This is a genomic window from Pseudothauera rhizosphaerae (genome assembly GCF_004801305.1).
GTDB classification, from domain to species: domain Bacteria; phylum Pseudomonadota; class Gammaproteobacteria; order Burkholderiales; family Rhodocyclaceae; genus Pseudothauera; species Pseudothauera rhizosphaerae.
This window is the reverse complement of record NZ_SSOD01000014.1, coordinates 88697-114181: the sequence shown is the minus strand read 5'-3', so window position 1 is coordinate 114181 and position 25485 is coordinate 88697. Positions and strand designations below refer to the sequence as shown.

At 68.7% G+C, this 25485-nt stretch carries 23 protein-coding genes and 1 other RNA gene; 6 read left to right on the top strand and 18 right to left on the bottom strand.

Going from position 1 to position 25485, the window contains the following annotated elements; translation table 11 throughout:
- Positions 1-81 precede the first annotated feature (81 nt).
- The 4 genes from groL to E6O51_RS16390 all read right to left on the bottom strand — a co-directional run bounded on the left by groL (position 82) and on the right by E6O51_RS16390 (position 5047).
- Entirely contained in the window at positions 82-1731 is a 1650-nt protein-coding gene (gene groL, locus E6O51_RS16405) for a chaperonin GroEL (protein ID WP_136386083.1), read from the bottom strand.
- A gap of 63 nt (positions 1732-1794) precedes the next feature.
- Positions 1795-2085, bottom strand: coding sequence for a co-chaperone GroES (gene groES, locus E6O51_RS16400; RefSeq protein ID WP_136386082.1), 291 nt, complete (start codon positions 2083-2085; stop codon positions 1795-1797).
- A gap of 225 nt (positions 2086-2310) precedes the next feature.
- On the bottom strand, positions 2311-4071 hold the full coding sequence (locus tag E6O51_RS16395; RefSeq protein WP_408003420.1) for an autotransporter assembly complex protein TamA: 1761 nt from the start codon (positions 4069-4071) through the stop codon (positions 2311-2313).
- On the bottom strand, positions 4046-5047 hold the full coding sequence (locus tag E6O51_RS16390) for a class 1 fructose-bisphosphatase (RefSeq protein ID WP_136386081.1): 1002 nt from the start codon (positions 5045-5047) through the stop codon (positions 4046-4048). Before E6O51_RS16390 ends, E6O51_RS16395 begins: the two co-directional genes overlap by 26 nt.
- Positions 5048-5207: 160 nt before the next feature.
- On the opposite strand from E6O51_RS16390, the gene E6O51_RS16385 reads away from it, so the two are divergent.
- A complete protein-coding gene (locus E6O51_RS16385) occupies positions 5208-6467 on the top strand; it encodes a D-amino acid dehydrogenase (RefSeq protein WP_136386080.1) in 1260 nt (419 codons plus the stop codon).
- Between the two features lie 9 nt (positions 6468-6476).
- On the opposite strand, the gene E6O51_RS16380 is transcribed toward E6O51_RS16385, so the two are convergent.
- Positions 6477-6962, bottom strand: a complete 486-nt coding sequence (locus tag E6O51_RS16380) for a bacteriohemerythrin (RefSeq protein WP_136386079.1) — start codon at positions 6960-6962, stop codon at positions 6477-6479.
- Positions 6963-7154: 192 nt separating this feature from the next.
- On the opposite strand from E6O51_RS16380, the gene E6O51_RS16375 reads away from it, so the two are divergent.
- The gene (locus E6O51_RS16375) at positions 7155-8381 is read left to right on the top strand and encodes a glycosyltransferase (RefSeq protein WP_136386078.1); all 1227 of its coding nucleotides are present in this window, start codon (positions 7155-7157) and stop codon (positions 8379-8381) included.
- Here the strand turns inward: E6O51_RS16375 and E6O51_RS16370 are convergent.
- The 8 genes from E6O51_RS16370 to dnaX form a co-directional block, all read right to left on the bottom strand.
- Complete coding sequence (locus E6O51_RS16370) at positions 8316-8783, bottom strand: ClpXP protease specificity-enhancing factor (protein ID WP_136386077.1); 468 nt, start codon at positions 8781-8783, stop codon at positions 8316-8318. The genes E6O51_RS16375 and E6O51_RS16370 overlap by 66 nt on opposite strands.
- A gap of 17 nt (positions 8784-8800) precedes the next feature.
- A complete protein-coding gene (locus E6O51_RS16365) occupies positions 8801-9397 on the bottom strand; it encodes a glutathione S-transferase N-terminal domain-containing protein (protein ID WP_136386076.1) in 597 nt (198 codons plus the stop codon).
- 108 nt (positions 9398-9505) lie between these two features.
- On the bottom strand, positions 9506-10261 hold the full coding sequence (locus E6O51_RS16360; RefSeq protein WP_136386075.1) for a cytochrome c1: 756 nt from the start codon (positions 10259-10261) through the stop codon (positions 9506-9508).
- Positions 10258-11544, bottom strand: coding sequence for a cytochrome b (locus E6O51_RS16355; RefSeq protein WP_136386074.1), 1287 nt, complete (start codon positions 11542-11544; stop codon positions 10258-10260). The genes E6O51_RS16360 and E6O51_RS16355 overlap by 4 nt, the downstream gene beginning before the upstream one ends.
- A gap of 3 nt (positions 11545-11547) precedes the next feature.
- The gene (gene petA, locus E6O51_RS16350) at positions 11548-12141 is read right to left on the bottom strand and encodes a ubiquinol-cytochrome c reductase iron-sulfur subunit (RefSeq protein ID WP_136386073.1); all 594 of its coding nucleotides are present in this window, start codon (positions 12139-12141) and stop codon (positions 11548-11550) included.
- A 192-nt stretch (positions 12142-12333) separates the two neighbouring features.
- Positions 12334-12927: a recombination mediator RecR gene (gene recR, locus E6O51_RS16345; protein WP_136386072.1), complete on the bottom strand. Its 594-nt coding sequence runs from the start codon at positions 12925-12927 to the stop codon at positions 12334-12336.
- Positions 12928-13122: 195 nt separating this feature from the next.
- Positions 13123-13446 (bottom strand): YbaB/EbfC family nucleoid-associated protein, encoded by a 324-nt coding sequence (locus E6O51_RS16340; RefSeq protein ID WP_136386071.1) that lies wholly within the window; start codon positions 13444-13446, stop codon positions 13123-13125.
- Between the two features lie 36 nt (positions 13447-13482).
- On the bottom strand, positions 13483-15327 hold the full coding sequence (gene dnaX, locus E6O51_RS16335; protein WP_136386070.1) for a DNA polymerase III subunit gamma/tau: 1845 nt from the start codon (positions 15325-15327) through the stop codon (positions 13483-13485).
- A 285-nt stretch (positions 15328-15612) separates the two neighbouring features.
- Between dnaX and cfa the strand changes: the two genes are divergently transcribed.
- Together cfa and E6O51_RS16325 are read left to right on the top strand one after the other, a co-directional pair.
- Positions 15613-16806 carry a cyclopropane fatty acyl phospholipid synthase gene (cfa, locus tag E6O51_RS16330; RefSeq protein ID WP_136386069.1) on the top strand — a complete coding sequence of 398 codons (1194 nt, stop codon included), beginning with the start codon at positions 15613-15615 and terminating at the stop codon, positions 16804-16806.
- 123 nt (positions 16807-16929) lie between these two features.
- Entirely contained in the window at positions 16930-17817 is an 888-nt protein-coding gene (locus tag E6O51_RS16325; protein WP_136386068.1) for a ZIP family metal transporter, read from the top strand.
- Positions 17818-18093: 276 nt separating this feature from the next.
- Here the strand turns inward: E6O51_RS16325 and E6O51_RS16320 are convergent, their stop codons facing one another.
- From E6O51_RS16320 to ffs, 4 genes are all read right to left on the bottom strand, one after another.
- Positions 18094-18915, bottom strand: coding sequence for a nucleotidyl transferase AbiEii/AbiGii toxin family protein (locus E6O51_RS16320; RefSeq protein ID WP_211091439.1), 822 nt, complete (start codon positions 18913-18915; stop codon positions 18094-18096).
- Positions 18912-19649 carry a type IV toxin-antitoxin system AbiEi family antitoxin gene (locus E6O51_RS16315; protein WP_136386067.1) on the bottom strand — a complete coding sequence of 246 codons (738 nt, stop codon included), beginning with the start codon at positions 19647-19649 and terminating at the stop codon, positions 18912-18914. The genes E6O51_RS16320 and E6O51_RS16315 overlap by 4 nt, the downstream gene beginning before the upstream one ends.
- A 94-nt stretch (positions 19650-19743) precedes the next feature.
- The gene (locus E6O51_RS22400; protein ID WP_269140106.1) at positions 19744-19890 is read right to left on the bottom strand and encodes a DUF2274 domain-containing protein; all 147 of its coding nucleotides are present in this window, start codon (positions 19888-19890) and stop codon (positions 19744-19746) included.
- A 91-nt stretch (positions 19891-19981) separates the two neighbouring features.
- Positions 19982-20080, bottom strand: an RNA gene (ffs, locus tag E6O51_RS16305) — signal recognition particle sRNA small type.
- A 63-nt stretch (positions 20081-20143) separates the two neighbouring features.
- Here ffs and E6O51_RS16300 point away from each other — a divergent pair.
- Positions 20144-20974: a nitroreductase family protein gene (locus tag E6O51_RS16300; RefSeq protein WP_136386066.1), complete on the top strand. Its 831-nt coding sequence runs from the start codon at positions 20144-20146 to the stop codon at positions 20972-20974.
- A 43-nt stretch (positions 20975-21017) separates the two neighbouring features.
- A complete protein-coding gene (locus tag E6O51_RS16295; protein WP_136386065.1) occupies positions 21018-22427 on the top strand; it encodes a TonB-dependent receptor in 1410 nt (469 codons plus the stop codon).
- A 95-nt stretch (positions 22428-22522) separates the two neighbouring features.
- On the opposite strand, the gene E6O51_RS16290 is transcribed toward E6O51_RS16295, so the two are convergent.
- On the bottom strand, positions 22523-25327 hold the full coding sequence (locus E6O51_RS16290) for a nitrate reductase (protein ID WP_136386064.1): 2805 nt from the start codon (positions 25325-25327) through the stop codon (positions 22523-22525).
- Positions 25328-25485: the final 158 nt, after the last annotated feature.

Sequence of the window (25485 nt, the reverse complement as noted above, 5' to 3'; positions counted from 1 at the left end):
GTCCGTCCGCTCGGCGGCCGTAAACGCAATCGACCCCGCCGAAGCGGGGCCGATTCGTTCAGGCGGAAGCCCGGACGGGTCTTACATGCCCATGTCCATGCCGCCCATACCACCCATGCCGCCCATGCCCGGCATGCCGCCGGCCGGCTTGTCTTCGGCCAGTTCGCCGACCATGCAGTCGGTGGTGAGCATCAGGCCGGCCACGGAGGCGGCGTTCTGCAGCGCGGTGCGGGTGACCTTGGTCGGGTCCAGCACGCCCATCTCGACCATGTCGCCGTACTCGCCGGTGGCGGCGTTGTAGCCGAAGTTGCCCGTGCCTTCGGTGACCTTGTTGACCACCACCGAAGGTTCATCGCCGGCGTTGGCGACGATCTCGCGCAGGGGCTGTTCCATCGCGCGCAGCACGATCTTGATGCCGGCGTCCTGGTCGTGGTTGTCGCCCTTCAGGCTGCCGAGGCTGGCGCGGGCGCGCAGCAGCGCGACGCCGCCGCCGGCCACGATGCCCTCTTCAACGGCGGCACGGGTGGCGTGCAGCGCGTCTTCCACGCGGGCCTTCTTTTCCTTCATCTCGACTTCGGTCGCGGCACCGACCTTGATGACCGCCACGCCGCCGGCCAGCTTGGCCACGCGTTCCTGCAGCTTCTCGCGGTCGTAGTCGGAGGTGGCTTCCTCGATCTGCACGCGGATCTGCTTGACGCGGGCTTCGATGCGCTCGGCTTCGCCGGCGCCGTCGATGATGATGGTGTTTTCCTTGCCGATCTCGATGCGCTTGGCCTGGCCGAGGTCCTGCAGGCTAGCCTTCTCCAGAGTCAGGCCGACCTCCTCGGCGATGACCTGTCCGCCGGTGAGGATGGCGATATCTTCCAGCATGGCCTTGCGGCGGTCGCCGAAGCCCGGCGCCTTGACCGCGCAGGTCTTGAGGATGCCGCGGATGTTGTTCACCACCAGGGTGGCGAGCGCTTCGCCTTCCACGTCTTCGGCGATGATCAGCAGCGGACGGCCGGCCTTGGCCACCTGTTCCAGCACCGGCAGCAGGTCGCGGATGTTGGAAATCTTCTTGTCGAACAGCAGGACGAAGGGGTTGTCCAGGATGGCGACCTGCTTGTCCGGGTTGTTGATGAAGTAGGGCGACAGGTAGCCGCGGTCGAACTGCATGCCTTCGACCACGTCCAGTTCGTTCTGCAGGCTCTTGCCGTCTTCGACGGTGATCACGCCTTCCTTGCCCACCTTGTCCATGGCGTTGGCGATGATGTCGCCGATGTCGCTGTCGGAGTTGGCGGAAATGGAGCCGACCTGGGCGATTTCCTTGTTGGTCGAGCAGGGCTTGGACAGCTTCTTCAGTTCTTCCACGGTGGCGGCGACGGCCTTGTCGATGCCGCGCTTCAGATCCATCGGGTTCATGCCGGCGGCCACGTACTTCATGCCTTCGCGGACGATGGCCTGAGCGAGCACGGTGGCGGTGGTGGTGCCGTCACCGGCGATGTCGGAGGTCTTGGAGGCGACCTCCTTGACCATCTGCGCGCCCATGTTCTCGAACTTGTCCTTCAGTTCGATTTCCTTGGCCACGGAGACGCCGTCCTTGGTCACGGTGGGGGCGCCGAAGGAGCGCTCCAGCACCACGTTGCGGCCCTTCGGGCCCAGGGTCACCTTGACGGCGTTGGCCAGGATGTTGATGCCGGCGACCATGCGCTCGCGGGCGGAATCGCCAAACTTGACTTCTTTAGCAGCCATTCTTCAGAACTCCTTGAATTTCTGGGTGTGAATCACGAAAAAGCGGACGGAAACGCAGGAGGCTCAGGCCTCGACCACGCCCATGATGTCTTCTTCGCGCATGACGAGCAGTTCCTCGCCTTCGACCTTCACGGACTGGCCGGCGTACTTGCCGAACAGGACCTTGTCACCCACCTTGACGGCCATCGGGCGCACCTTGCCGTCGTCCAGGATCTTGCCGTTGCCGACGGCCAGCACTTCGCCCTGGTCGGGCTTCTCGCCGGCGGAGTCGGGGATCACGATGCCGCTGGCGGTCTTGCGTTCGGCTTCCAGACGCTTGACGATCACGCGATCATGCAAGGGACGAATCTTCATCGAGCACTCCTTTGTTTCGAATTGACACGGGGTCTGCGGCACGGGCCGCAAATCGGTAATTGGGGAATGCGCAGGGGCGGGTGCGGTCGGAATTCCATCCGCCATTAGCACTCACCTCCGGCGAGTGCTAATAATAGTGGCGCACCCGGCCCTTTTCAAGGCCGGCAATAAGCTTTGCAGAAAATATGGCCTTGCCGCGGGCGGGACACTACGGCGCGGCCGTGCTCAGAAGGCGATGGCAATGCCGAAATGCAGGCGCAGGCTGCGGTCCTCGTGCCCCCAGGCGAGATCAAGGGCGAGCGGCCCCGCCGGGCTGGCCCAGCGGGCGCCCAGGCCGTAGCCGACCTGGGGATCGAGATCGCGCCGGATGTCGGCCGCGTCGCCCGCATCCACGAAGGCCGCCACGCCCCACTGGGGGCGGAACCAGTGCACGTACTCCGCGCTGCCCACCGCCAGGTAGCGCCCACCCACGGTGGCGTCGCCCTCGCTCACCCCCAGGCTCTGGTAGGCGTAGCCGCGCACCGTCTGGGCGCCGCCGGTGCGGAACAGGAAGTCCTGGGGCACGCCCTCGCGGGAAGGCGCCAGCGTGGCGCCCAGTTCGGCGCGCAGGATCAGCACGTCGCGCCCGCGCACCGGCTGGTAATGCACATAGCGCCCGTACAGGCGCAGGAAGTCCTGGTCGGAGAGCACGGCGCGCGCGCCGCCGCCCACCTGCACCTCGAGCACGTAGCCGGCACGCGGATCGAGCAGATCGTCCACCGCGCGCCGCCGCCAGGTCCAGTTGGCGCTCAGGGTGTTGGCAGAGGTGGATTCGGCGCCGTCGGGATCGCGGCGCTCGTGCTGGTAGCGCAGCGCCACCTGGGTATCGATGTTGCCGCGGCTGGTGGCGCGCGCCACGCCCACCGCCTGCGTGGTCAGGCGCAGGCCCTGCAGGTCGCTGCGTTCGAGCGCCGCGCCGAAGCTGTCCCGGTAGCGCGCGCGCACCGGCGGCAGGAAGACATCGGCGTACAGCGACTGGCGGCGCTGCTCCAGGCGCAGGCCGCTGTAGAGCTCCCAGCCGCGCTTGAACAGATTCACGTCGGAGTAGCTCAGTTCGCCGCGGTAGCCGGTGTTGGTGGAATAGCCCGCGCCCAGCCCGGCCTTGCGTGGCAGCGCCTCGCTCACCTCCACGCGTACCGGTACGCTGTCGGCCAGCGCCGGATCGCGCTCGATGTCCACGATCACCGAACCGAACTGGGGCGCGTTCTGCAAGGTGCTCTGCAGATCGAGCAGGTGGTCGCGGTCGTAGCGGTCGCCCGGCTCCAGCGTGCTGTGGCGCTCCACCAGGTCCGCCGGCAGATGGTGCAGGCCGCTCACCGCCAGCGGCCCGAGGCGGAAAGGCGGGCCGGAATCCACCGTCACCGACAGGGCCACCGTGGCGCTTTCCGGGTCCACCTCTGCGCGCGAGGCGGCCAGGCGCGCCGCGGCATAGTCGCGCGCCGAGACATCGTCCAGCAGTCCGGTCTTGGCCTCGTCCCAGGCACCCTGGCGGAAAGGGGCGCCGGGCTGCAGCGCCCACGCGGCGCGCAGGGCCTCGCGGCGCGCCGGGCGCTCGCCCTCCTCGCCCGCCAGATCGCCTTCGAAATCCACGCGCACGCTGGCCACATGCGCCCGCTCGCCGGGTTCGACGACCAGCTTCCACGGCCCCGCGCCCGCGCGGCGTAGTTCGATGCGGGGGGAGAAATAGCCTTCGGTGGCGAGCAGATCGGCCACCTCGCGCCGGGTGCGGCGCGCCACCGCGCTGCGGTCGGCGGCGACTTCGGGCAGCACGGCATCCGCCTGCAAAATGCGCACGTGGCGCTGCAACAGCTCGCGCACGGCCTCCGGCGCTTCCAGTTCCGCCCGGGCAGCGGCCGCGGCCGACCACAGCAGGCCGGCGGCCGCCAGCGCCGCGACGGCGCAGCGGCACGCCGGGCGCGACTCAGGCCTCGCGGTGGTAGGCGACAACCCGCTCGACCTCGTTCAGCGAACCGAGGACCACCGGCACCCGCTGGTGCAGTTTCTGCGGCTGCAGGTCGAGGATGCGTTCGCGCCCGGTGGAGGCCGCGCCGCCGGCCTGCTCGATGATCATCGCCATCGGGTTGGCCTCGTACATCAGGCGCAGCTTGCCGCCCTTGCTGCGGCACTTTTCGTCCAGCGGATACATGAAGATGCCGCCGCGGATGAGGATGCGATGCACGTCGGCCACCATGGAGGCCACCCAGCGCATGTTGAAGTCGCGCCCGCGCGGCCCTTCCTTGCCCTGCCGCAGTTCGGCCACGTAGCGCTGCACGGGCGCTTCCCAGAAACGCTCATTGGAGGCGTTGATGGCGAACTCGCCGGTCTCCACCGGCACGGTCATGTAGGGATGGGTGTAGATGAAGCTGCCCATCTCCCGGTCCAGCGTGAAGCCGTGCACACCCTTGCCCACGGTGAGGACCAGCATCGTGGACGGTCCGTACAGGGCGTAGCCGGCCGCCACCTGCTCGCGCCCGGGCTGCAGGAAGCTCTGTTCGGTGGGGTCGGCGCCTTCGGTGGGCGAACGCAGCACCGAGAAGATCGTGCCCACGGAGATGTTCACGTCGATGTTGGACGAGCCGTCCAGCGGGTCGAACAGCAGCAGGTAGCCGCCTTTCGGGTAGTCGAAGGGGATCTGGTGCACCTCCTCGACCTCCTCCGAGGCCATCGCGGCCAGGTGGCCGCCCCATTCGTTGGCCTGCAGCAGGATCTCGTTGGCGATCACGTCGAGCTTCTTCTGCGCTTCGCCCTGCACGTTGTCGGTACCGGCCTCGCCCAGCACGCCCGCCAGCGCGCCCTTGGAGACGTTGACGGAAATGGCCTTCACGGCGCGGGCCACCACCTCGATCAGCAGGCGCAGATCGGCCGAAATGCGCCCGGCGCGCTGCTGTTCGATGAGAAACTGGGTCAAAGTGACGCGACGCATGCCTGGTTAACCTCTGGATCAATGTGCGAACGGGAGATTATCCCGTTTCCCGGCCGCATACGCACCACCGGCTCACACCTTGGTACTAATCCGGACGCCGACCGCGCCCGCCAGCGGGTATCATCGGCGCTCCCGTCACGCATCCCGCAAGCTGAACGTCATGCACGTCATGGTTCTCGGCGCCGGCGTCACCGGCATCACCACCGCCTGGTACCTGCGCAAGGCCGGCTTCGACGTCTCCGTGGTGGATCGCCAGCCGGCCGCTGGGCTGGAGACCAGCTATGCCAACGGCGGGCAGATCTCGGTCAGTCATCCCGAACCGTGGGCCAACCCGGCCGCCCCCCTGATCGCCCTGCGCTGGCTGGGACGCAGCGATGCGCCGCTGCGCTTCGTGCCGAGCCGCGATCCGGCCCAGTGGCGCTGGGCGCTCGCCTTCCTGTACGAATGCCTGCCGGCGCGCGCGCGCCGCAACACCGAAGCCATCGCTTCACTCGCCCTCTACAGCGCCACGCGCCTGCGCAGCCTGCGCGAGGAACTCGGCCTGGGCTACGAATTCCTCGGCCGCGGCATCCTGCATCTCTTCTTCGGCGAACAAGAGTTCCGCAAGGCCGCCGAGCGAGTGAAACTGCTCGCCGGCCACGGCATCCGCGCGCGGGTGGCGGGCCGCGAGGAAATGCTCGCCCTGGAACCCGCGCTGGCCGGCATGGCGGCGCGGCTGGCCGGCGGCCTCTACGCGCCGGACGACGAATCGGGCGACGCCTTCCGTTTCACCCAGGCGCTGGCGCAGAAATGCGCCGAGGCCGGCGTGCGCTTCTACTACGACACGCCCATCCGCCGCCTCGCCCACACCGGCGGGCTCGTGGAAGGCATCGAGGTGGAGGATGCGGCCGGGCGCAGCGGCCTGCTCAGCGCCGGCGCCTACGTGGTGTGCCTGGGCAGCTACGGCCCGGCGCTGGTGGCGCCGCTCGGCGAGCGCCTGCCGATCTATCCGGTCAAGGGCTATTCGATCACCGCGCCGGTGGCCGACCCGGCGCGCGCGCCCATGGTCAGCCTGACCGACGAATCGGCGCGCATCGTCTGTTCACGCCTGGGCAACCGCCTGCGGGTGGCCGGCACGGCCGAGCTGAACGGCTTCGACACCGCGCCGGACCCCGTGCGCGGCCAGGGCATCCTGCGCTGGCTGGAAGACCGCCTGCCCGGCGCGGTGGATCCGGCCAAGGCGCAATTGTGGGCCGGCCTGCGCCCGGCCACGCCCGGCAACGTGCCCGTCATCGGCAAGGGCGGCGGCGTGAATCTCTGGTACAACACCGGCCACGGCACCCTGGGCTGGACACTGGCCTGCGGATCGGCCGCCGCGCTCGCCGCGCTGATGAGCGGCGAGCGCCCGCCGGTACGCTTTCCCTTCCGGCCGGGCCGCTGAACTGGATGCCTACGCCGCCTCTTCCCGGCCGAGCGTGGCGCAGGCGCAGCCGCCGCCTTCCTGCTTGCTGCAGCCGCCCGTGGCCTCGCCGGGGAAGGTTTCGCTGTCCACGTCGAAACCCACCGTCTGCAGGTGGAAGGCGAGCGCCGCATCCATGCCGCTGGCGTGGTTCTCGAACCACGCCGGCAACTCCTCCACCAGGCGCCGGCCGAGAAAGGTGTCGCCGCGCGCGGCGCGCTCGCGCACGTCGCGCAGCACCATCATCACGCGGTCGTGCTCGGCCCGGTGGCAGCCGGGGAAGTTCACCGCCTCCATCCAGCGGTTTTCCTGCCCGAAGTGGCCTTCCGTGTGCTCGATGAAGGCGTCCAGCCGCGCGATGAAGTCCTCCGGCGCAGCAGCTTCCAGGGCGTTGTAGAGTTCGACGAACTCCCGGTGCGTGTCGTCCATGCGCGCCAGACCCAGCTCCAGCTTCTCGCTCCACTCCATTGCAGGCATCGTGATTCTCCGACTGCTCGTCAATATGTCCGATCCGGCCGCGGCCAGCGGCCGCACCCGGAAGAAAACGGCTTATAAGCCAAAAACCGCGCTGCCGGTCTGACCCGGATCAAACCCCAGGCACGCGCGCTGCAACGAAACGGTCACGCCCGTACCCTAGATTGCAGGGCTTGAACAACGGTCGGCCGGGCCATGCACATCCTGATGATCTCGGACGTGTTCTTCCCGCGTATCAACGGGGTGAGCACGTCCATCGAAAATTTTCGCCAGGCGCTCGCCGCCGCAGGCATCCGCAGCACGCTGATCGCACCGGCCTATCCCGGCGCCGCCGCCGACGACGACCCCGACATCCTGCGCATCCCCTCGCGCTACCTGCCGATGGACCCGGAGGACCGCCTGATGCGCCGCAGTGCGATCCGCGCGCTGCTGCCGGAACTGCGCCGGCGCGAGTTCACGCTGGTGCACATCCACACCCCCTTCGCCGCGCACTATGCCGGCCTCGATCTGGCGCGCGAACTGGGGCTGCCCTGCGTGGCCACCTACCATACCTTCTTCGAAGAGTATCTGTTCCACTACATCCCCTTCCTGCCGCAGGTCTGGCTACGCAGCGCCGCACGCCGCTTTTCATGCCGCCAGTGCAACGCGCTCGACGCGGTGATCGTGCCGTCCACGGCGATGGCCGACACGCTGCGCCGCTACGGCGTGACCCGCCCGCTGCACGTGCTGCCCACCGGCCTGCCGGAAAGCCGGTTCGCCGGCGGCGACGGCGGCTACTTCCGCAGCCGCTACGAGATCGCCGGGGAGCGCCCCCTGCTGCTCTTCGTCGGCCGGGTGGCCCACGAGAAGAACATCGGCTTCCTGCTCGGCGTCATCGACCGCGTGCGCCGCACCCATCCTTCGGCACTGCTGCTCGTCACCGGCGAAGGGCCGGCGCTGGCAGGCCTCGCCGCGACGGTGCAGGAACGCGGCTTGAACGAGCACGTGCGCTTTCTCGGCTACCTCGACCGCCACAGCGAACTGCACGACTGCTACCGCGCGGCCGACCTGTTCGTGTTCGCCTCGCGCACCGAAACCCAGGGGCTGGTGCTGCTGGAAGCGATGGCACTGGGCACGCCGGTGGTGGCGCTGGCGGAGATGGGCACGCGCGACATCCTCGGGCCACAGCGCGGCTGCCGCATCGCCCCGGACGACGAGGACGGCTTCGCCGAACTCGTCACCGGGCTACTCGACGAACCGGCGCGCCTGCAGGCCCTGGGCGTCGAGGCACGCCGCTATGCGCGGGAGTGGCAGGCCGACGAGATGGCGCGGCGGCTGGCGGCACTCTACCGTGGCTGGGCCCGCCCGGAAACGCGCCTACTTGATGACCTTCAGGTGGGCGCCACGTCCGCCGCCAGGGCGCCCTCCGCCGGGGCCCGTTGAATCGCCGTCGGGCGTACCGTCGGCAGCAGCGGGGGCTGTTCCCTCCTCCGCCGCCGGTTGCGGCGCTTCGGCATCGCCCGCCACCTCCGCAGCCTCGACCTCGAAGGCCATGCCCTGCCCGTTCTCGCGTGCATACACGGCCACGACGTTGCCGATCGGGATGGCGACCGAATGCACCACGCCGCCGAAGCGCGCCTGGAAGGTGATCACCTCGTTGCCGAGGACGAGATCGTGGGTGGCGTCGTAACCGACGTTGAGCACGATCTGCCCGTCACGTGCGCTGCCGGGCGGCACCAGCGTATTGGCATCGACCACGGCGGCCAGATAGGGCGTCAGCCCCTGGTCCACGCACCATTCGTGGATGGCGCGGATCAGGTAGGGCTTGGTGGAAACGGTGGTCATGGCGTGCAGCTCCGCCGTCAGCGGCGCATGACCTTTTCCGACGGCGTCAGCGCATCGATGAAGCCCTGGCGGCTGAAGATGCGCTCGGCGTACTTCATCAGCGGCGCGGCGGTCTTGGGCAGTTCGATGCCGTAGTGCTCCAGGCGCCACAGCAGCGGCGCGATCGCCACGTCCAGCATGGAGAATTCCTCACCCAGCATGAACTTCTGCTTGGAGAAGATGGGTGCCAGTTGCACCAGTTGGTCGCGCACGTGGGCGCGGCTCTTGTCGGCGCCCTTCTGGTTCTTCTCCAGCGCGTCGATGTGCGAGAACAGCTCCAGCTCGAAGGTGTGCAGCAACTGGCGGGCGCGGGCGCGCATGATCGGGTCGGGCGGCATCAACTGCGGATGCGGGAAGCGCTCGTCGATGTACTCGTTGATGATGTTGGGCTCGTACAGCACGAGGTCGCGATCCACCAGCACCGGCACGCGGTTGTATGGGTTGATGACGGCGATGTCCTCCGGCTTGTTGTAGAGGTCGACGTCGATCACCTCGAAGTCCATGCCCTTCTCGTAAAGCACGATCCGGCAACGGTGGCTGAACGGATCGGTGGTGCCGGAATAAAGGTTCATCATGATGCGTAAAGCTCCGGATACAAAAGCAAAGCGCACCACGCGGCGATTCGCGTGGTGCGTCTGGAAGGGCGGGGGCGAACTAGGCCTTGCGGCCGCTCACCCTTGCGCTCAATGAATGTCCTTCCAGTAGTTCTTCTTCAGCGCATAGCTCAGCACGAACAGGCCGGCCAGGAACAGCAGCACGAAGGCGCCGATGAGCTGGCGCTTCTCGGCCACCGGCTCGCCCATCCACACCAGGAAGGACACCAGATCGGCGACGGCCTTGTCGTAGTCCTCGGCGCTCAGTTTGCCCGGCTTGGCCAGCGACAGTTCGATGTGCTTGGTGCCGTCGGGGTTCTCGGACACCGCGGCCACCTGTTCGCCCTGCAGTTCCCACAGCACGTGCGGCATGCCCACGTTCTCGAACACCACGTTGTTCCAGCCGGTCGGACGGTTGTCGTCGCGGTAGAACTGGCGCAGATAGGTGTACAGCCAGTCGGCGCCGCTGCCGAACTCGGACGCGCGCTGGCGCGCGATCAGGGTCAGGTCCGGCGGCGTGGCGCCGAACCAGGCCTTGGACTCGGCCGGGCGCATGGCGACCTTCATCAGGTCGCCGATCTTTTCACCGGTAAACAAAAGATTGTCACGGATGAGCTGCTCGGACAGGCCGATGTTCTGCAACTGGTTGTAGCGCGTGAAGCTGGCGCTGTGGCAGTTCAAACAGTAGTTCACGAACAGCTTGGCGCCGTGCTGCAGCGCAGCCGGATCCTTGCTGACCGGGGCCTGGTCGAGATGCAGTTGCGCACCGGCGGCGAGGGCGAGCGCGGGGGCGAACAGCAGCGCCGCCGCAGCGCGCCTGATCAGATTGATTACACGCGTCTTCATTTGAAATTGACCCTTTCCGGTTCCGGTTTGCACTTGTCGATCTTGCTGTACCACGGCATCAGGAGGAAGAAGGCGAAGTACAGTACCGAGCAGATCTGCGCCACGGGTGCGCCCGGGATAACGCCGAAGAAGGCGTACTCGGGCGGCTTCACGCCGAGGAAGCCGAGCAGGGCGAAGGCGATGACGAAGATCGCGACCGCAATCTTGAACACCGGCCCCTTGTAGCGGATCGACTTCACCGGGCTGCGGTCCAGCCACGGCAGGAAGGCGATGATCACCACCGACGCGCCCATGGCCACCACGCCCCAGAACTTCGCATCCAGGCCGAACAGCGGATAGGTGACCGCGCGCAGGATGGAGTAGAAGGGGGTGAAGTACCACACTGGCGCGATGTGCGGCGGAGTCTTCAGCGGGTCGGCCGGGATGAAGTTGTTGTATTCCAGGAAGTAGCCGCCGGCTTCCGGCGCGAAGAACACCACCGCGCTGAAGAAGAACAGGAAGGCCACCACGCCGGCGATGTCCTTGACCGTGTAGTACGGGTGGAAGGGGATGCCGTCCAGCGGGATGCCGTTGGCGTCCTTCTTCTTCTTGATCTCGACGCCGTCCGGGTTGTTGGAGCCGACTTCGTGCAGCGCGATGATGTGCGCGGCGACGAGGCCGATCAGCACCAGCGGCACGGCGATGACGTGGAAGGAGAAGAAGCGGTTCAGCGTGGCGTCGGAGATGACGTAGTCGCCGCGGATGACCAGGGACAGGTCGGGACCGATCACCGGGATCGCGGAGAACAGGTTGATGATCACCTGCGCGCCCCAGTAGGACATCTGGCCCCAGGGCAGCAGGTAGCCCATGAAGGCTTCGGCCATCAGCGCCAGGAAGATCAGCGTGCCGAAGATCCAGATCAGTTCGCGCGGCTTGCGGTAGGAACCGTAGAGCAGGCCGCGGAACATGTGCAGATAGACGACGATGAAGAAGGCCGAGGCACCGGTGGAGTGCAGGTAGCGGATCAGCCAGCCGCCCGGCACTTCGCGCATGATGTACTCCACGCTGGCGAAGGCGACCGGGATGCCTGAGGCGTTCAGCGTGCCGTCCGGCTTGTAGTGCATCACCAGGAAGATGCCGGTGACGATCTGGATCACCAGCACCAGCAGCGCCAGCGAGCCGAAGAAGTACCAGAAGTTGAAGTTCTTGGGCGCGTAGTATTCCGACAGGTGCGCCTTCCAGGTGGACGTGAGCGGGAAGCGCTCGTCGATCCAGTTCAGCAAAGCCTGAGATTTGGTCGTCATCGCTTAGGCCTTTCCGTCGTCGCCGATGATGAGAAGGGTGTCCGCCAGGTACTGGTGGGGCGGCACTTCGAGGTTGTCCGGTGCAGGCATGCTGCTATAGACGCGACCGGCCAGATCGAACTTGGAGCCGTGGCAGGGGCACAGGAAGCCACCGGGCCAGTCGGCGCCCAGGCCGCTTTCGGCACCGGTCTTCAGGCGCTCCGACGGAGAACAGCCGAGGTGGGTACAGATGCCGACGGTCACCAGGTATTCCGGCTTGATGGAACGGTACTGGTTCTTGGCGTACTCCGGCTGCATCGGCCGGTCGGACGCCGGGTCGGACACCAGACCCTCGGTCTTTTCCAGCGACGCCAGCATCTCTTCGGTGCGGCGCAGGATCCACACCGGCTTGCCGCGCCACTCCACCGTCATCATCTCGCCCGGCGCGAGCTTGCTCACGTCGGCCTCGACCGGCGCACCCGCCGCCTTCGCGCGCTCGGACGGCGTCAGACTGGCGACAAACGGCACCGCCGTCGCCACAGCGGCCACACCGCCCGCGGCCGACGTCGCCAACAGCAGGTTGCGGCGGCCACTGTCCATCTTTTGATCAACGCTCATGACCTCTTCCCTGAAAGGAAACCAAAGACCCGGATTCAAAAAAACCGGGGAATTATAGCCAAAAGCCCGCAGCAGAAAAAGCGCATATGGCGGATTCCCGCGCAAATCAAGGCTTTGCGCGGCGGATTGCCGCACCCCGGACGGATGGCCGCAGGCAGAAATGCCGCGGCGCAACAGGGAGTTGCAGGAGGCTCAGAGCGCGCGGCGCTCGACCAGGGCCTGGGCGATGGTGCCGGAGTCGGTGTGCTCCAGCTCGCCGCCCACCGGCACGCCGCGCGACAGGCGGCTCACCCTGAGGCCGCGGGTGCGCAGCAGTTCGGCCACGGTGTGGGCGGTGGCCTCGCCCTCATTGGTGAAGTTGGTGGCCAGGATGACCTCGCCGACCTCGCCGTCGGTGGCGCGCGCAATTAGTCTGTCCAGCCCCAGTTCCCGCGGGCCGATGCCGTCCAGGGGCGACAACCGCCCCATCAGCACGTAGTAGAGGCCGTTGTAGGCGTGGGTCTGCTCCATCATCGCAAGGTCGGCGGGCATCTCCACCACGCACAGCAGGCTGCGGTCGCGCTGCGGGCTGGCGCAGCGCGCACAGACGTCGGTCTCGGAGAAGTTGTTGCAGCGCTCGCAGTGGCGCAGCACGTCCAGCGCATAGGCAAGCGCATGGGCCAGACGGGCGGCGCCGCGCTGATCGCGCTGCAGCAGATGGTAGGCCATGCGCTGGGCCGAACGCGGGCCCACGCCGGGCAGGCAGCGCAGGGCGTCGATCAGTTCGTCGAGGGTGGAGGGGGACATGGGAATATCTGCTGCGAATCAGGCCGCCGGAAGGTACATCGTAGGGTTCCTCCCCCTTCAAGGGGGAGGACAGGAGGGGGATGGGTTTCCGTCAGGATTGTCTGGCGTCCTTGCGAACCTGGGCCGAAACCCATCCCCCTCCCCGCCCCTCCCCCTTGAAGGGGGAGGGAGTGGTCAGCGCCCTGCGGGCGGCCGTTAGAACGGCAGCTTCATGCCCGGCGGCAGGTTGAGCCCGGCGGTGAAGCCGGCCATCTTCTCCTGGGTGGTCGTCTCGACCTTGCGCACCGCGTCGTTGAGCGCGGCGGCCACCAGGTCTTCGAGCATTTCCTTGTCGTCCATCACCGAGTCGTCGATGGTGACCCGGCGCACGTCGTGCTTGCAGGTCATCAGCACCTTGACCATGCCGGCGCCGGCCTGGCCCTCGACCTCGATGGAGCCGAGCTGGTCCTGCATCTTCTTCATGTTTTCCTGCATCTGCTGGGCCTGCTTCATCAGGCCAGCAATACCGCCTTTCATCATGGTGGGTTGCTCCGCAAGTGGGTATGTGGGGTAGGCTCAAAGCGGCCTGACGGAAGCTTCGAGCAGCGTGGCGTCGAAGCGTTCGATCAGCTCGCGCACGAAGGGGTCGGCTTCCAGCGCCGCCACCGCCTGGGCGTGGCGGGCTTCCTTCGCCGCCTGGTCGCGCTGGGCCGGGGTGGCGTCGGCGATCTCGCCGACCTCGATCTTCAGCCGCAGCGGACGGCCGAAATGGGCGCTCAACTGGTCCTGCAGGCGCTCCACGCCGCCCGCGTTCATGTCCAGCAGGTGGCGATGGGCGCTGGACAGGCGCAGGCGGACCTGGCCGTCCTGCTCGGCCAGCCACTCGCAGTGCTGGGCCAGTTCGCGCACCATGCCGCCCAGGCCGAGGGCGCGCAGCAGCGCGTGCCAGTCGTCGGTGCCGGACGGCATGCGGGTCTCGGCGGGCGCGCGCAGCGGGGTCGGTGGCGGGGGCTCGCTTGCCCGCGGTGCCGGAGCGCCCTCGAAGGCTTCCGGCGGCAGTTCTTCCCAGGGCGGCACGCTGGTATCCGCGGACGGCGCTGCGGTACTCGCAGCCGGCGTCTCCGCTGCCGCGGCCCACGCCGGTGCGGGCGCTTCGGCCACGGCCGGCGTGGGAGGCGCGGCGGCAGGTGTTTCACGCTCGGCGGCCGGCGGGGCAGCCGCCGGTTCCGGCGCGGACCGGGGCTGCGCTGCGGCCGGGCGGGCCGGTGCCGCTGGCAGGGCGCGCGCGCGCCCTGCCCCACCGCCGCCGGCCCCGCCCGCGCCGCCGAGCGGCGGCGGCGTTTCGGGACGGAAGGCGTGCAGGCGCAGCAGCGTCATGGTGAACCCGGCCTGCTCGTCGGGCGCCAGCGCCAGTTCGTCGCGCCCGTGGATGGCGATCTGGTAGGCCAGTTGCAGGTATTCGGCGTCGAAGCCGTCCGCGTAGGGCTGCAGGCGCGCTCGCTCGGTGTCGTCGACGATGGCCGCGGGGGCGAACTGCAGCACGGCGATGCGGTGCAGCAGGGAGGCCAGGGACTGCAGCGCGGCCTCGAACGACAGGCTGCGCGCGGCCATGCCGTCGGCCACCGCCAGCAGCGCGTCCACGTCGCCGGCCAGCAGCGCGTCGAACACCGCGTACAGGTGGTCGTCGCCCACCGTGCCCAGCATGTGGGTGACCTGCTCCTCCTCCACCTTGCCGGCGCCATGGGCGATGGCCTGGTCGAGCAGGGACAGGGCGTCGCGCATGGAACCGTGGGCGGCCTTGGCCAGGTGGCGCAGCGCCGGGGCCTCGAAGGGCACTCCCTCGGCCTGCAGGATGCGCGTCAGGTGGTCCACGATGTGGCCCGGCGGCATCTGCTTGAGGTTGAACTGCAGACAGCGCGAGAGCACCGTGACCGGAATCTTCTGCGGATCGGTGGTGGCGAGGATGAACTTGACGTGTTCGGGCGGCTCTTCCAGCGTCTTCAGCATGGCGTTGAAGGCGTGCCCGGTGAGCATGTGCACTTCGTCGATCATGTAGACCTTGTAGCGCCCCTGGGTGGGCGCATACACGGCCTTGTCCAGCAGCGCGGCCATGTCGTCCACGCCCCGGTTGGAGGCGGCGTCCATCTCCACGTAGTCGGGGAAGCGGTCGGCGTCGATGGCCAGACAGGCGGCGCACTGGCCGCAGGGCTCGGCGGTGACCCCGGTCTCGCAGTTGAGCGCCTTGGCGAGGATGCGGCTGATGGTGGTCTTGCCCACCCCGCGCGTGCCGGTGAACAGCCAGGCGTGGTGCAGGCGCCCGGTCGCCAGCGCGTGCGTGAGCGCCCGGACGACGTGCTCCTGGCCGACCAGCGTGCCGAAGGACTTCGGCCGCCACTTGCGCGCGAGAACCTGATAGCTCATGGCGGGCGATTCTAGCAGAGTGGGCTCCGCCGGCCGCGGCCGGATGGGGGCTATGGACGGGCACGAATCGATTGCCAGCCGCAATCGACGTCATACTGCCTATCAATTGGAGCTATCCGAAAACGGCGTCTATTCTTCGTGTGTCGGCCAGCGCCCATGCCGCCTGCAATTATGGCGACGGCGTGCGCTTTGCCCTTGGGCGCAACGCCGCGGGATCGTCTAGTCTGGATGGAACGGCGGGGCACAGAACCCGCCATGACAACGCGACAGAACAGGAGACCCTCGATGGAGCATACCCATTCCGGTTCCTCTTCTTCCCTCCGGGTGCGCCCGGACGGAGCGCAGCAGGCACGGCCGCGCAGCGCGCTGGAGGCCTTCGCCGGCCTGCTCGCCGAAGCCGGCATCGAGGTGGACGGCAAACGGCCCTGGGACATCCAGCTCCACAACCCGCAGACCGCCGAGCGCGTGCTGGCCGGCGGCAGCCTGGGCCTGGGCGAGAGCTATATGGACGGCTGGTGGGACTGCGAGCGGCTGGACGAATTCATCGCCCGCGTGCTGCGCGCCCGCCTGGACGAACGCGTGAGCGGCACCGCCATGCTGGTGCAGGGCCTGCGCGCCAAGCTGATGAACCTGCAGAGCCTCAAGCGCGCCTGGCACGTGGGCCAGGTGCACTACGACACCGGCAACACCTTCTTCGAGGCCATGCTCGACCCCCACATGGCCTACACCTGCGGCTACTGGAAGGACGCGTCCAGCCTGACCCAGGCGCAGGAAGCCAAGCTGGACCTGATCTGCCGCAAGCTCGACCTTCGCCCGGGCATGCGCCTGCTGGACATCGGCTGCGGCTGGGGCAGCCTGATGAAGTTCGCCGCCGAGCGCTACGGCGTGTCCTGCGTGGGGCTCACCATCTCGCGGGAGCAGGCCGAACACGGCGCCGCGCGCTGCGCCGGCCTGCCGGTGGAGTTCCGCCTGGAGGATTACCGGGAGTTCGGCGCCGACGGCCATCAGCGCTTCGACCGCATCGCCTCGGTGGGCATGTTCGAGCACGTGGGCCACAAGAACCACCGCCACTTCTTCAAGGTCGCGCGGCGCTGCCTGGCCGACGACGGGCTGTTCCTGCTGCACACCATCGGCAAGAACCTGCGCCGCACCCCCACCGACCCCTGGATAGACCGCTACATCTTCCCCAACGGCGACCTGCCCTCCCTGGGCCAGGTCGCCGAGGCCACGGAGAACCTCTTCATCACCGAGGACGTGCACAACTTCGGCGCCGACTACGACCGCACGCTGATGGCCTGGCACGCCAACTTCGAGGCCACGTGGCCCCACTTCGCCGCCAGCTACGGCGAACGCTTCCGCCGCATGTGGCGTTACTACCTGCTGGCCTGCGCCGGCACCTTCCGCGCGCGCACCACGCAACTGTGGCAGTTCGTGCTGTCGCCGCAGGGAGTCGTGGGCGGCTACCAGCGGTCTTCCTGACCATCGATTACAAATCTCTATTGAAGAATTCGGATCATTCAATTTGAGCTATACGCAGCCTTGATGGATCATTGACGCAACGGGACGCCTGCGGCGCCCATTGCAAGGACAAGGAGATCGATCATGGCCGCACGCATAGCTCGACTGCACCTCCAACCCCCCAACTCCGCCGGCTTCGCCCGTGCGATGGCCGGCTGGATGATCGCGCTGCTCGGCATCGCCCTCCTCGCCGTGCAAGCCGCAGGCGTCCTGCCCCGTATCGCCGGCACGCTGCACTACGCCATCGCCGGCGGCGCCATGGCGGCGCTGGCCACCGCGCTGGGCGCGCTGCCGGTGCTGGCCACGCGCCGCATCGGCCCCAGCGTGGAAAGCCTGCTGCTCGGCTTCGGCGCCGGCGTGATGCTCGCCGCCAGCGTGTTCTCCCTGCTGCTGCCCGGCTTCGAAGCCGCCCAGGCACTGGGCGCGAGCCGCAGCGACGCGGTCGTCACGGTGGCCATCGCCCTGGTCGGCGGCGCCCTCGCGCTCCTCGCGCTGGACCGGGCGCTCCCCCACGAGCACGTGCCGGACGGCGCGCGTTCGGCCAAGGCCGTGTGGCTGTTCGTGTTCGCCATCGCGGTGCACAACATCCCGGAAGGACTCGCCATCGGCGTGGCCGCCGGCCAGGCGAACGGCAACGCGGTGGCCACGGGCATCTCGCTGCAGAACGTGCCGGAAGGGCTGATCGTCGCCATCGCCCTCGCCGCCGCCGGCTACGGCCGCCTGTTCGCGGTCGCGGTGGCCACCGCCTCGGGCCTGGTGGAACCGGTGGCCGCGCTGGCCGGCTCGGCAGCGGTGGGCCAGTCCGCCGCCCTGCTGCCCTGGGGCCTGGGCGCGGCGGCCGGTGCCATGCTCTTCGTAGTCAGCCACGAGATCATCCCCGAATCCCACCGCCGCGGGCACGAGACCCTCGCCACCGGCGGACTGGTGGCCGGCTTCGTGGGCATGATGCTGATGGACAGCCTGCTCGTCTGAACCCCGCGCAAGGAGCAAGAAAGGCCCCCCACGCTTCACCGCTGCGCGGGTCGCTGCCCCCCCGAGGGGGCGCTTTTTGCCTTGGGGCGGCCCGGCGGCAAAAAAGGGCCGGTGTCAAGCCCTTCGTAAAATGCCTTGAAGGGAAAATCATATACGGGACAAGTGGTTAGCTCTACTTCTGGCCACTTTGCGGGGCTGCGGTATTGTCTTCCAGAACGAGGAACGCGCAGCCTTGGCTGTGCGTTCGAGGGATGGCTGCCAGCGGAACCAGCGTCGTCAACTTGGCTTCGGGACACGGCCTTGATCGCCTGGCGCAGACAGCCGTGCGGCGAGCAAGTCGGCCTGCTCGGCAAACTTCTTCGCATCGGCCTTCTGCAACTGGGCCAGGTTGTGCAACTTCCAGCGGATACCCGGCAGATGTTCGAGGTGCGCGATGCCCAGCAGCGACCACTCCGGCGTGCCAGTTGCCAGCGACAGCAGGAAGCGCCGCTCGTTATCGTCCAGGCCTTGCTGGATTTCGCGCACCATGCGTTCCCGCGCGGCGAGCAGCGCATCGAGCGGCACCGGCTCGGCCGTCATGCCCTGGAAGCTGTGCGCGTAGTCGTGCCGGATGTCTCGCAGCGGAGGGAACAGCACTTCATGGATAGGCCGGTTGCTGCTGGCCAGGTAGACCACGAAGGCACGCCGGATGCCGGGCGTGATGCCTTCGTGCGCAAAGAGCTGCATCACGTCGAACAGGTCGCGCGGATGCTGGCGGTCCAGCGCCGCCGCCAGCTTGCCGCCGTACACATCCTCCAGCGACACCACTGGAATCTCCAGATCAGCCAACAAGGTGTCGCGGGCGGACGGTGTGAGCGAAGCGCGACGCACCGGCTGCACCGTGCCGCGCATGACGAAATTGACTTCGACCTTGACCTGAATCGGGCCACGGCGCACCAGCAGCTTGGTCTCCCCTGCCGCTGCCGCCGCGTGCGTCTGGAAGCCGCGTTTCTTCAGCCGTTCGGCGGCCTGCCGGACAGCCGCGTTGATGCGCGCCAGCGCCTCGTCACGCGGCAGCGTGTGATCGGGAAAGACCAGATCGAGATAGACCGGGTTCATGGCTTGAGCACCAGCAGGCCATCGGCCGATCGGGATACCCAGGGGCGGTCGCTGCCCGTGGGCAACGTGGCCGGGTCGAGTTTGTCCACCCAAGGCAGCGAACCCTCGCGGCCGAGTTGCAGACACAGCCGCACGGTCTTGACGCTCGTGCAGTGCTGCAGCAGCTCGCGCAGCACGTCGGCGCGCAGGCTGTACGCACTTTCGATGAGTTCGCGGGCTTCCTGCAAGGACTGGCGCACGCCGACTTCGCTCAACAGCTCCAACAACGCACGCTCCGGCGCCGACACCTGCGGCGCCCCGCTGCGCTTCTCGAACGGGCCGACGTGCAGCAAGGCATCCGGCTGCTCGTCGAACAGGCGCTTGCGGCGGTACTCGGCCGGGAAGCGTTCGGTGAACCACTCCGGCAGACGGGCAGCCGTCCATCCATACAAGTGCAGTACCGGCTGATGCGACACGTACTGGCGCACGCCGTACCAGTCGAGCGCCGACTTGCCGCCAACGTGCAAGCCCTCGAATCTGCGCTGCAACAGCAGCAGGCTGGGATGCAGGGCCAGCGTGTCGTTTGGACGGGCGTACACCCCACGGGCCAGGCGCGTAAGCCAACCCGCCCGGACGTAATGAACGGCAAGATCGGCGGAGATGTCCAACCCCGCCAGGTCCTCCGAGGTCAGCGGCATTCCCGGTGCCAGTCGGGTGTAGAGCGAATTTAGCTTGCTTGAAGTAGTCGTAGCCATACTGCGATTTCTAAGACTTTTTCAAGGGCAAGCCAATTTGGTATGGTCTCTAGAGTCGTAGTTTGGGTACGATAATGACAACATATCCAAATGCTTACCCCTTCGGTATAGCCGCGCGGGAAGACAGCCGGTTGGCGTCTCTTCTGCCTCGCTTGAATCCCCGATCCCCCGCCATGAACGCTTCGAGCATGTGAAGGAGCCGAGGGAGCCGGGTCGAAGCACCGCGGGCTTGACCGAGCAGGGGTATTCACCGATTCGCCCTCACGCCGACTATCGAAAGCCGAAAAAAAACGCCGGATGCCCCTCAGGGCATCCGGCGTCTTCATGTCCGGGGTGGCGAGCCCGACCCCCGGCACTCACAGGGAACGGCTGTGGCTGCTGCCTTCCGGCCCTGACCAGGTTCACCGCGCTGCGATGCGGGGAGACCCGCCACGGCCGGCATTGTAGCAGCAGGCCGCCTATACTTGTCGCTTTCGTTCCCCCATGGAATCCGGATGAACGCCCGTGCCCAGCAGCTCCTGAACACCCGCTACGGCAGCGACGCCCTGCCCGCCCCGGCCGCTTGGTCGCCGGTCATCGACCACCTGCTCGGCCACCGCTCAGTGCGCCGCTACCTGCCCGACCCGGTCGGCGACGACCAGCTCACGGCCATCGTCGCCGCCGCGCAATCGGCCGCCACCTCGTCCAACCTGCAGGCCTGGAGCGTGGTGGCGGTGCGCAGTGCGGAGACCCGCGCGGCACTGGCCGAAGTCGCCGGCGGGCAGGCTCACGTGCGCGCGGCGCCGCTGCAACTAGTCTGGCTGGCCGACCTCGCCCGCCTCGCCCACGTGGCCGAAGGCGCCGGCCGCCCCCACGGCGCGCTGGATTACCTGGAGATGTTCGTCATCGGCGCGGTGGATGCCGCGCTGGCGGCGCAGAACGCGCTGGCCGCGGCCGAATCCCTGGGCCTGTCGGGCTGCTACATCGGCGGCCTGCGCAACCAGCCCGAGCGGGTGGCGGAACTCCTCGGCCTGCCGCCGCGCGTGTTCGCCGTGTTCGGCATGACCCTGGGCGTGGAAGACCCCGCCGCCCCGCCGGCCGCTGCCAAGCCGCGCCTGCCCCAGTCCGTGGTGCTGCACCGGGAGCGCTACCGGCCCGTGGCCGAGCAGCAGCCCGGCATCGAGGCCTACAACCAGGCCATGGCACGCTTCTACATCGAACAGAAAATGGACGTGCACGGCACCTGGGCGGTGCATTCGGCCAAGCGCATCGCCGGGCCGGAAGCCATGACCGGGCGCGGCCGCCTGGCCGAGGCCCTGCACGGGCTCGGCTTCCCGCTCAAGTAGGACGCCCCAGACTCCCTTCCCACCGGACACGGACACCGACCCGATGCGCACCCGCGACAACAGCCTGACCACCGACCAGAAAGCGCTGCAGATCAACCTGGACAAGTTCAAGTACGGCTCCATCGTGGAGATCGGCGCCGGCCAGGAGGTGGCGCGCCGCTTCTTCCACGTGGGTGCGGCCGCCGGCACCGTCGCCAAGACCATGTCGGCCTACGACATGGCGGTGAGCGACGCCATCTACGGCCAGGCCGACCGCTACGTGAGCCGCAACCGGCTGATGCAGATGCTGGAAAAGGAATTCGCCCAGGTGGTCGAGCGCCTGTCCCACCTGCGCCCGCGCAACACCACCTTCTTCGCCTACGCGGCCACCGTCACCGCGCGCAGCTACAGGCAGCAGAACGAATGCCACGGCTGGATCGGCATCCGCCTGCAACTGCATCCCGGCGCGGCGCCCAGCGACGTGATCCTGCACGTGCGCATGATGGACGCCACCAACGCGCAGCAGTCCGAGGCGCTCGGCATCCTCGGCGTGAACCTGATCCACGGCGCCTTCTTCCACCACGACCGCCCGGAATGGGTCATCGAGGGCCTGGCCGACGGCCTCGGCTCGGACCGCATCGAGGTGGACCTGATCCACTTCGCCGGCCCCTACTTCGAGGACGTGGAAAACCGGGTGATGAATCTGCACCTGATCCGCAGCTGGCTCACCCGCGCGGTGGTGTTCAACCCGGACGGCCAGGTGGTGGTGCCCGGCGAACTGTTCTACCGCAAGCCGGTGCTGGTGATGCGCGGCAGCTTCAAGCCGGTGACCTGCGTCAACGTGGACATGATGCACGCCGCGCAGCGCCGCTTCGCCGGACTGGAGGACGTGGAGCAGGACAAGCTGGTGGCGCTCGCCGAGATCACCATGAACACGCTGGTGAGCGGCGACAACGTGGACGGTGCGGACTTCCTCGCCCGCATCGACCTGCTCGCCTCCCAGGGCTACACGGTGATGATCTCCGACTACCTGCGCTTCTTCCGCCTGCGCGCCTACCTGCGGCGCTACACGCAGAAGCCCATCGGCATCGTGCTGTCCGTACGCGACTTCCAGTTCCTGTTCGACGAGAAATACTACGAGGGCCTGGAAGGCGGCATCCTGGAAGCCTTCGGCAAGCTCTTCCCGGACAACACCCACGTCTACGTCTACCCCTCGCGCCCGGCCACCGACGCGCCCCTGATCACGCTGGACAACGTTCAGGTGCCCGACCGGCAGCGCCACCTGCTCGCCTACCTGGTCGAGAACGACAAGCTCATCGCCGTGGACCCGGTGGACGACAGCCATCTGCACATCGACGGCGCTGCCGTGCTGGCCGACCTGCGCCGCGGCACGGGCGACTGGGAGCGCGAGGTGCCCGAGGCGGCCGCCCGCCTGATCGCCGAACGCCGGCTGCTGGGCTACGACAGCGAGTGATCGGAGGCGCGAGCGAGATCGCCGCCGTGGCGCGGTAGTTTCCTGCCCCCTTCCCCCCTCGTGGGGGAAGGGTCGGGGATGAGGGGGAGCGCCCGTCAGGGCGCATCGGCGGAAGGTGCTGCCACGGCCATGTCCCCCTCTCCCCCGGCCCCTCTCCCGCAAGGGGAGAGGGGAGGCGGGCCGGCCGCCAGCCTGCGCAGTTCCGGCAGGCAGGAGCCGCAGGCGGTGCCGCACTTGAGCCTGGCCTGCAACTGCGCCAGATCGGCGCCTGCTGTCAGCGCGTCCCGGATCTGCGCCTCGCTCACGCCGTGGCAGTTGCACACCGTCCGGCTCGCCGCAGCCAGCCCTTGCGGTGCCCCGGCGAGGGGGGCGAACAGCCAGGCACGCAAGCGTTCTGCCGGCTCCCCGGCGGCGATCGCCGCCACCAGCCAGTCGGCCGCGGCGGTCTCGCCCGCCAGGCGGATCGCCGCCAGCCGGCCCTCCTCCACCCACGCGCGCTTGGCGATGCCGCGGCGCCGGTCGGCGTAGGCCAGTGTGGCCTGCGGGGCGGCGCAGCCGAACAGGGCGTCGATGGGGTCGAGCAGGGCCTCGTCCGGCGCCGCGGCGTCCGCCACCCGCAGCACCAACACCGGCCGGCTACCGCCGGCCAGGGACTGGGCGGCGTAGGCGAAGCGCCCCAGGACGGGCTGCAATGCGGCCATGGGCGCGGCGGCATCCTCCACCGCCATGGCCCACACGGCGCGCCAGGGCAATTCCGCCGGTGCGATGCTCACCGCCGCCTGTTTGAGCGCCGGCTGTTTGGAGAGCGGATCGGTAGCCGGCGAAGTCAGCCCGTTGGCGCCCGGCCGGGCCAGGGTGGCCGCGCCCCAATGCATGGGTATCCATACTTGGCCGGGCGCCACCGTGGCATCGGCGGCCAGCGGCAGCACCACTTCGCCGCGCCGCCCGGCAACGCGCACCAGTTGCCCCGCGCGCAGGCCGCGGCGGGTGATGTCCACCGGGTTCAGGCCAGCCACCGCCTGGGGGGTGTGGCCCCACAGCCCGGCCACCTTGCCGGTGCGGCTCATGCCGTGCCAGTGGTCGCGCAGGCGGCCGCTGAGCAGCACGAAGGGGTGGCGTGCGTCGGTGGGTTCGGGCAGCAGGGCGTGGCGCCGAGGGAAGCCGGCCGGGTCAAAGCGGGCGCGGCCGTCCGGCGTGGGGAAGCGGCCGTCGGTGAAGAGGCGCGCGGTGCCGGTGGCAGCGCCCCGGGGGAAGGGCCACTGCTGCGGGCCTTGCGCGTCGAGCAGGGCGTGGGACAGGCCGCTCAGGTCGCAGTCGCGCCCGGCGGAGAGGGCCGCGTGTTCGGCGAACACCGCGGCTTCGTCGGCCCAGGCGAAGCCGTCCGCGGGCCGGCCCAGGCGCCGCGCCAGGCGGCGGGCGAAGTCGGCGGCGATGGCCCAGTCGGGGCGGGCCTCGCCCGGGGCGGGCACGGCGGCGCGCACGCGGCTGACGCGGCGTTCGGAGTTGGTCACGGTGCCGGACTTCTCGCCCCAGCTCGCGGCCGGCAGCAGCAGGTCGGCGAAGGGGGCGGTCTCGGTGCCGGCGAAGGCCTCCTGCAGCACGACGAACTCCGCCTTCTCCAGCGCCGCGCGCACGCGGGCCTGGTCGGGCAGGGAGTGGGCGGGGTTGGTGCAGGCGATCCACACCGCCTTCACCCTGCCGTCGGCCAGCGCGTCGAAGAGCTGCACGGCGGCCAGCCCCGGCGTTTCGGGCAATGCCGGCACACCCCACAGCCGCGCCAGTTCGGCCCGGTCGGCGGCGTCGGCCGGGTCGCGGTGGGCGGGCAGGATCGTGGCCATGGCACCGACTTCGCGACCGCCCATGGCGTTGGGCTGGCCGGTCAGGGAAAACGGCCCGGCGCCGGGGCGGCCGATCTGCCCGGTGGCGAGATGCAGGTGGATCAGCGCGGCGTTGCTGGCCGTGCCGTGGTGGGACTGGTTGAGGCCCATGCACCACAGGGACAGGGCCGCCCGCGCGCGGCCGAAGCGGTGCGCGGCCTCGACGATGCGCTCCGCCGGCAGGCCGCAGGCGGCGGCCACGTTGCCGGGGGAGCATTCGGCGAGTTGGGCGCGTAGCGCGTCGAAGCCGCTGGTGTGCTCGCGGATGAAGTCCCGGTCCACGAGGTCTTCCCACAGCAGCACGTGCAGCATGGCGTTGTAGAGCAGCACGTCGCTGCCGGGGGCGATCTGCAAATGCAGGTCGGCGAACTCGGCGGTTTCGGTGCGCCGGGGGTCCACCACGGTGATGGTCAGTTCCGGGTTGGCCCGCTTCGCGTCCTCGATGCGGCGGAACACGATGGGATGGGCCCAGGCCGGGTTGGCACCGGCGATGAGCAGGTGCGCGGCGACCGCGATGTCCTCGTAGCAGGCAGGCACGCTGTCCGCCCCCAGGGTGCCCTTGTAGCCGGCCACCGCGCTGGACATGCACAGGCGGGAGTTGGAATCGATGTTGTTGGTGCCCACCAGTGCGCGGGCGAGCTTGTTGAAGACGTGGTAGTCCTCGGTGAGCAACTGGCCGGAGACGTAGAAGGCCACTGCGTCCGGGCCGTGCTCGGCAATGATGGCGGCAAAGCGCTCGGCGGCGGCTTCCAGCGCGGTGTCCCAATCCACCTCGCGGCGCGGCTCGGTGCGGGTATTGCGCAGTTCCGGGAACAGGGCCCGCCCGCCGGGGGCAGCGGCCAGATGCAGGGTGGAACCCTTGGTGCACAGGCGGCCGAAGTTGGCCGGATGCACCGGGTCGCCGCGCACCGCGGTGATGCGGCGGCCATCGTGCTCGGCAATCACGCCGCAGCCGGTGCCGCAGTAGCAGCACACGGTGCGCACTTCCTGCGCGGCGGCGGGGCCGGTGTCGGCCAGGTTCATGTTTGGCTCCACACTCTTTCCAATCTCGTTCGGTCAAACCCGGCAAAGCCCCTCTCCCCTTGCGGGAGAGGGGTTGGGGAGAGGGGGCGGAGCAAGGCTCCGTGACATCCGGTTCCCGCTTGCGCCCCTGCGGGGCGCCCCCTCTCCCCAGCCCTCCC

What these genes read in the sequence shown, in the direction of transcription:
- groL (WP_136386083.1), bottom strand. Translation starts at nt 1,731, where the DNA reads ATGGCTGCTAAAGAAGTCAAGTTTGGCGATTCCGCCCGCGAGCGCATG.
- groES (WP_136386082.1), bottom strand. Translation starts at nt 2,085, where the DNA reads ATGAAGATTCGTCCCTTGCATGATCGCGTGATCGTCAAGCGTCTGGAA.
- E6O51_RS16390 (WP_136386081.1), bottom strand. Translation starts at nt 5,047, where the DNA reads ATGCGTCGCGTCACTTTGACCCAGTTTCTCATCGAACAGCAGCGCGCC.
- E6O51_RS16385 (WP_136386080.1), top strand. Translation starts at nt 5,208, where the DNA reads ATGCACGTCATGGTTCTCGGCGCCGGCGTCACCGGCATCACCACCGCC.
- E6O51_RS16380 (WP_136386079.1), bottom strand. Translation starts at nt 6,962, where the DNA reads ATGCCTGCAATGGAGTGGAGCGAGAAGCTGGAGCTGGGTCTGGCGCGC.
- E6O51_RS16375 (WP_136386078.1), top strand. Translation starts at nt 7,155, where the DNA reads ATGCACATCCTGATGATCTCGGACGTGTTCTTCCCGCGTATCAACGGG.
- E6O51_RS16370 (WP_136386077.1), bottom strand. Translation starts at nt 8,783, where the DNA reads ATGACCACCGTTTCCACCAAGCCCTACCTGATCCGCGCCATCCACGAA.
- E6O51_RS16365 (WP_136386076.1), bottom strand. Translation starts at nt 9,397, where the DNA reads ATGATGAACCTTTATTCCGGCACCACCGATCCGTTCAGCCACCGTTGC.
- E6O51_RS16360 (WP_136386075.1), bottom strand. Translation starts at nt 10,261, where the DNA reads ATGAAGACGCGTGTAATCAATCTGATCAGGCGCGCTGCGGCGGCGCTG.
- E6O51_RS16355 (WP_136386074.1), bottom strand. Translation starts at nt 11,544, where the DNA reads ATGACGACCAAATCTCAGGCTTTGCTGAACTGGATCGACGAGCGCTTC.
- petA (WP_136386073.1), bottom strand. Translation starts at nt 12,141, where the DNA reads ATGAGCGTTGATCAAAAGATGGACAGTGGCCGCCGCAACCTGCTGTTG.
- recR (WP_136386072.1), bottom strand. Translation starts at nt 12,927, where the DNA reads ATGTCCCCCTCCACCCTCGACGAACTGATCGACGCCCTGCGCTGCCTG.
- E6O51_RS16340 (WP_136386071.1), bottom strand. Translation starts at nt 13,446, where the DNA reads ATGATGAAAGGCGGTATTGCTGGCCTGATGAAGCAGGCCCAGCAGATG.
- dnaX (WP_136386070.1), bottom strand. Translation starts at nt 15,327, where the DNA reads ATGAGCTATCAGGTTCTCGCGCGCAAGTGGCGGCCGAAGTCCTTCGGC.
- cfa (WP_136386069.1), top strand. Translation starts at nt 15,613, where the DNA reads ATGGAGCATACCCATTCCGGTTCCTCTTCTTCCCTCCGGGTGCGCCCG.
- E6O51_RS16325 (WP_136386068.1), top strand. Translation starts at nt 16,930, where the DNA reads ATGGCCGCACGCATAGCTCGACTGCACCTCCAACCCCCCAACTCCGCC.
- E6O51_RS16320 (WP_211091439.1), bottom strand. Translation starts at nt 18,915, where the DNA reads ATGAACCCGGTCTATCTCGATCTGGTCTTTCCCGATCACACGCTGCCG.
- E6O51_RS16315 (WP_136386067.1), bottom strand. Translation starts at nt 19,649, where the DNA reads ATGGCTACGACTACTTCAAGCAAGCTAAATTCGCTCTACACCCGACTG.
- E6O51_RS16300 (WP_136386066.1), top strand. Translation starts at nt 20,144, where the DNA reads ATGAACGCCCGTGCCCAGCAGCTCCTGAACACCCGCTACGGCAGCGAC.
- E6O51_RS16295 (WP_136386065.1), top strand. Translation starts at nt 21,018, where the DNA reads ATGCGCACCCGCGACAACAGCCTGACCACCGACCAGAAAGCGCTGCAG.
- E6O51_RS16290 (WP_136386064.1), bottom strand. Translation starts at nt 25,327, where the DNA reads ATGAACCTGGCCGACACCGGCCCCGCCGCCGCGCAGGAAGTGCGCACC.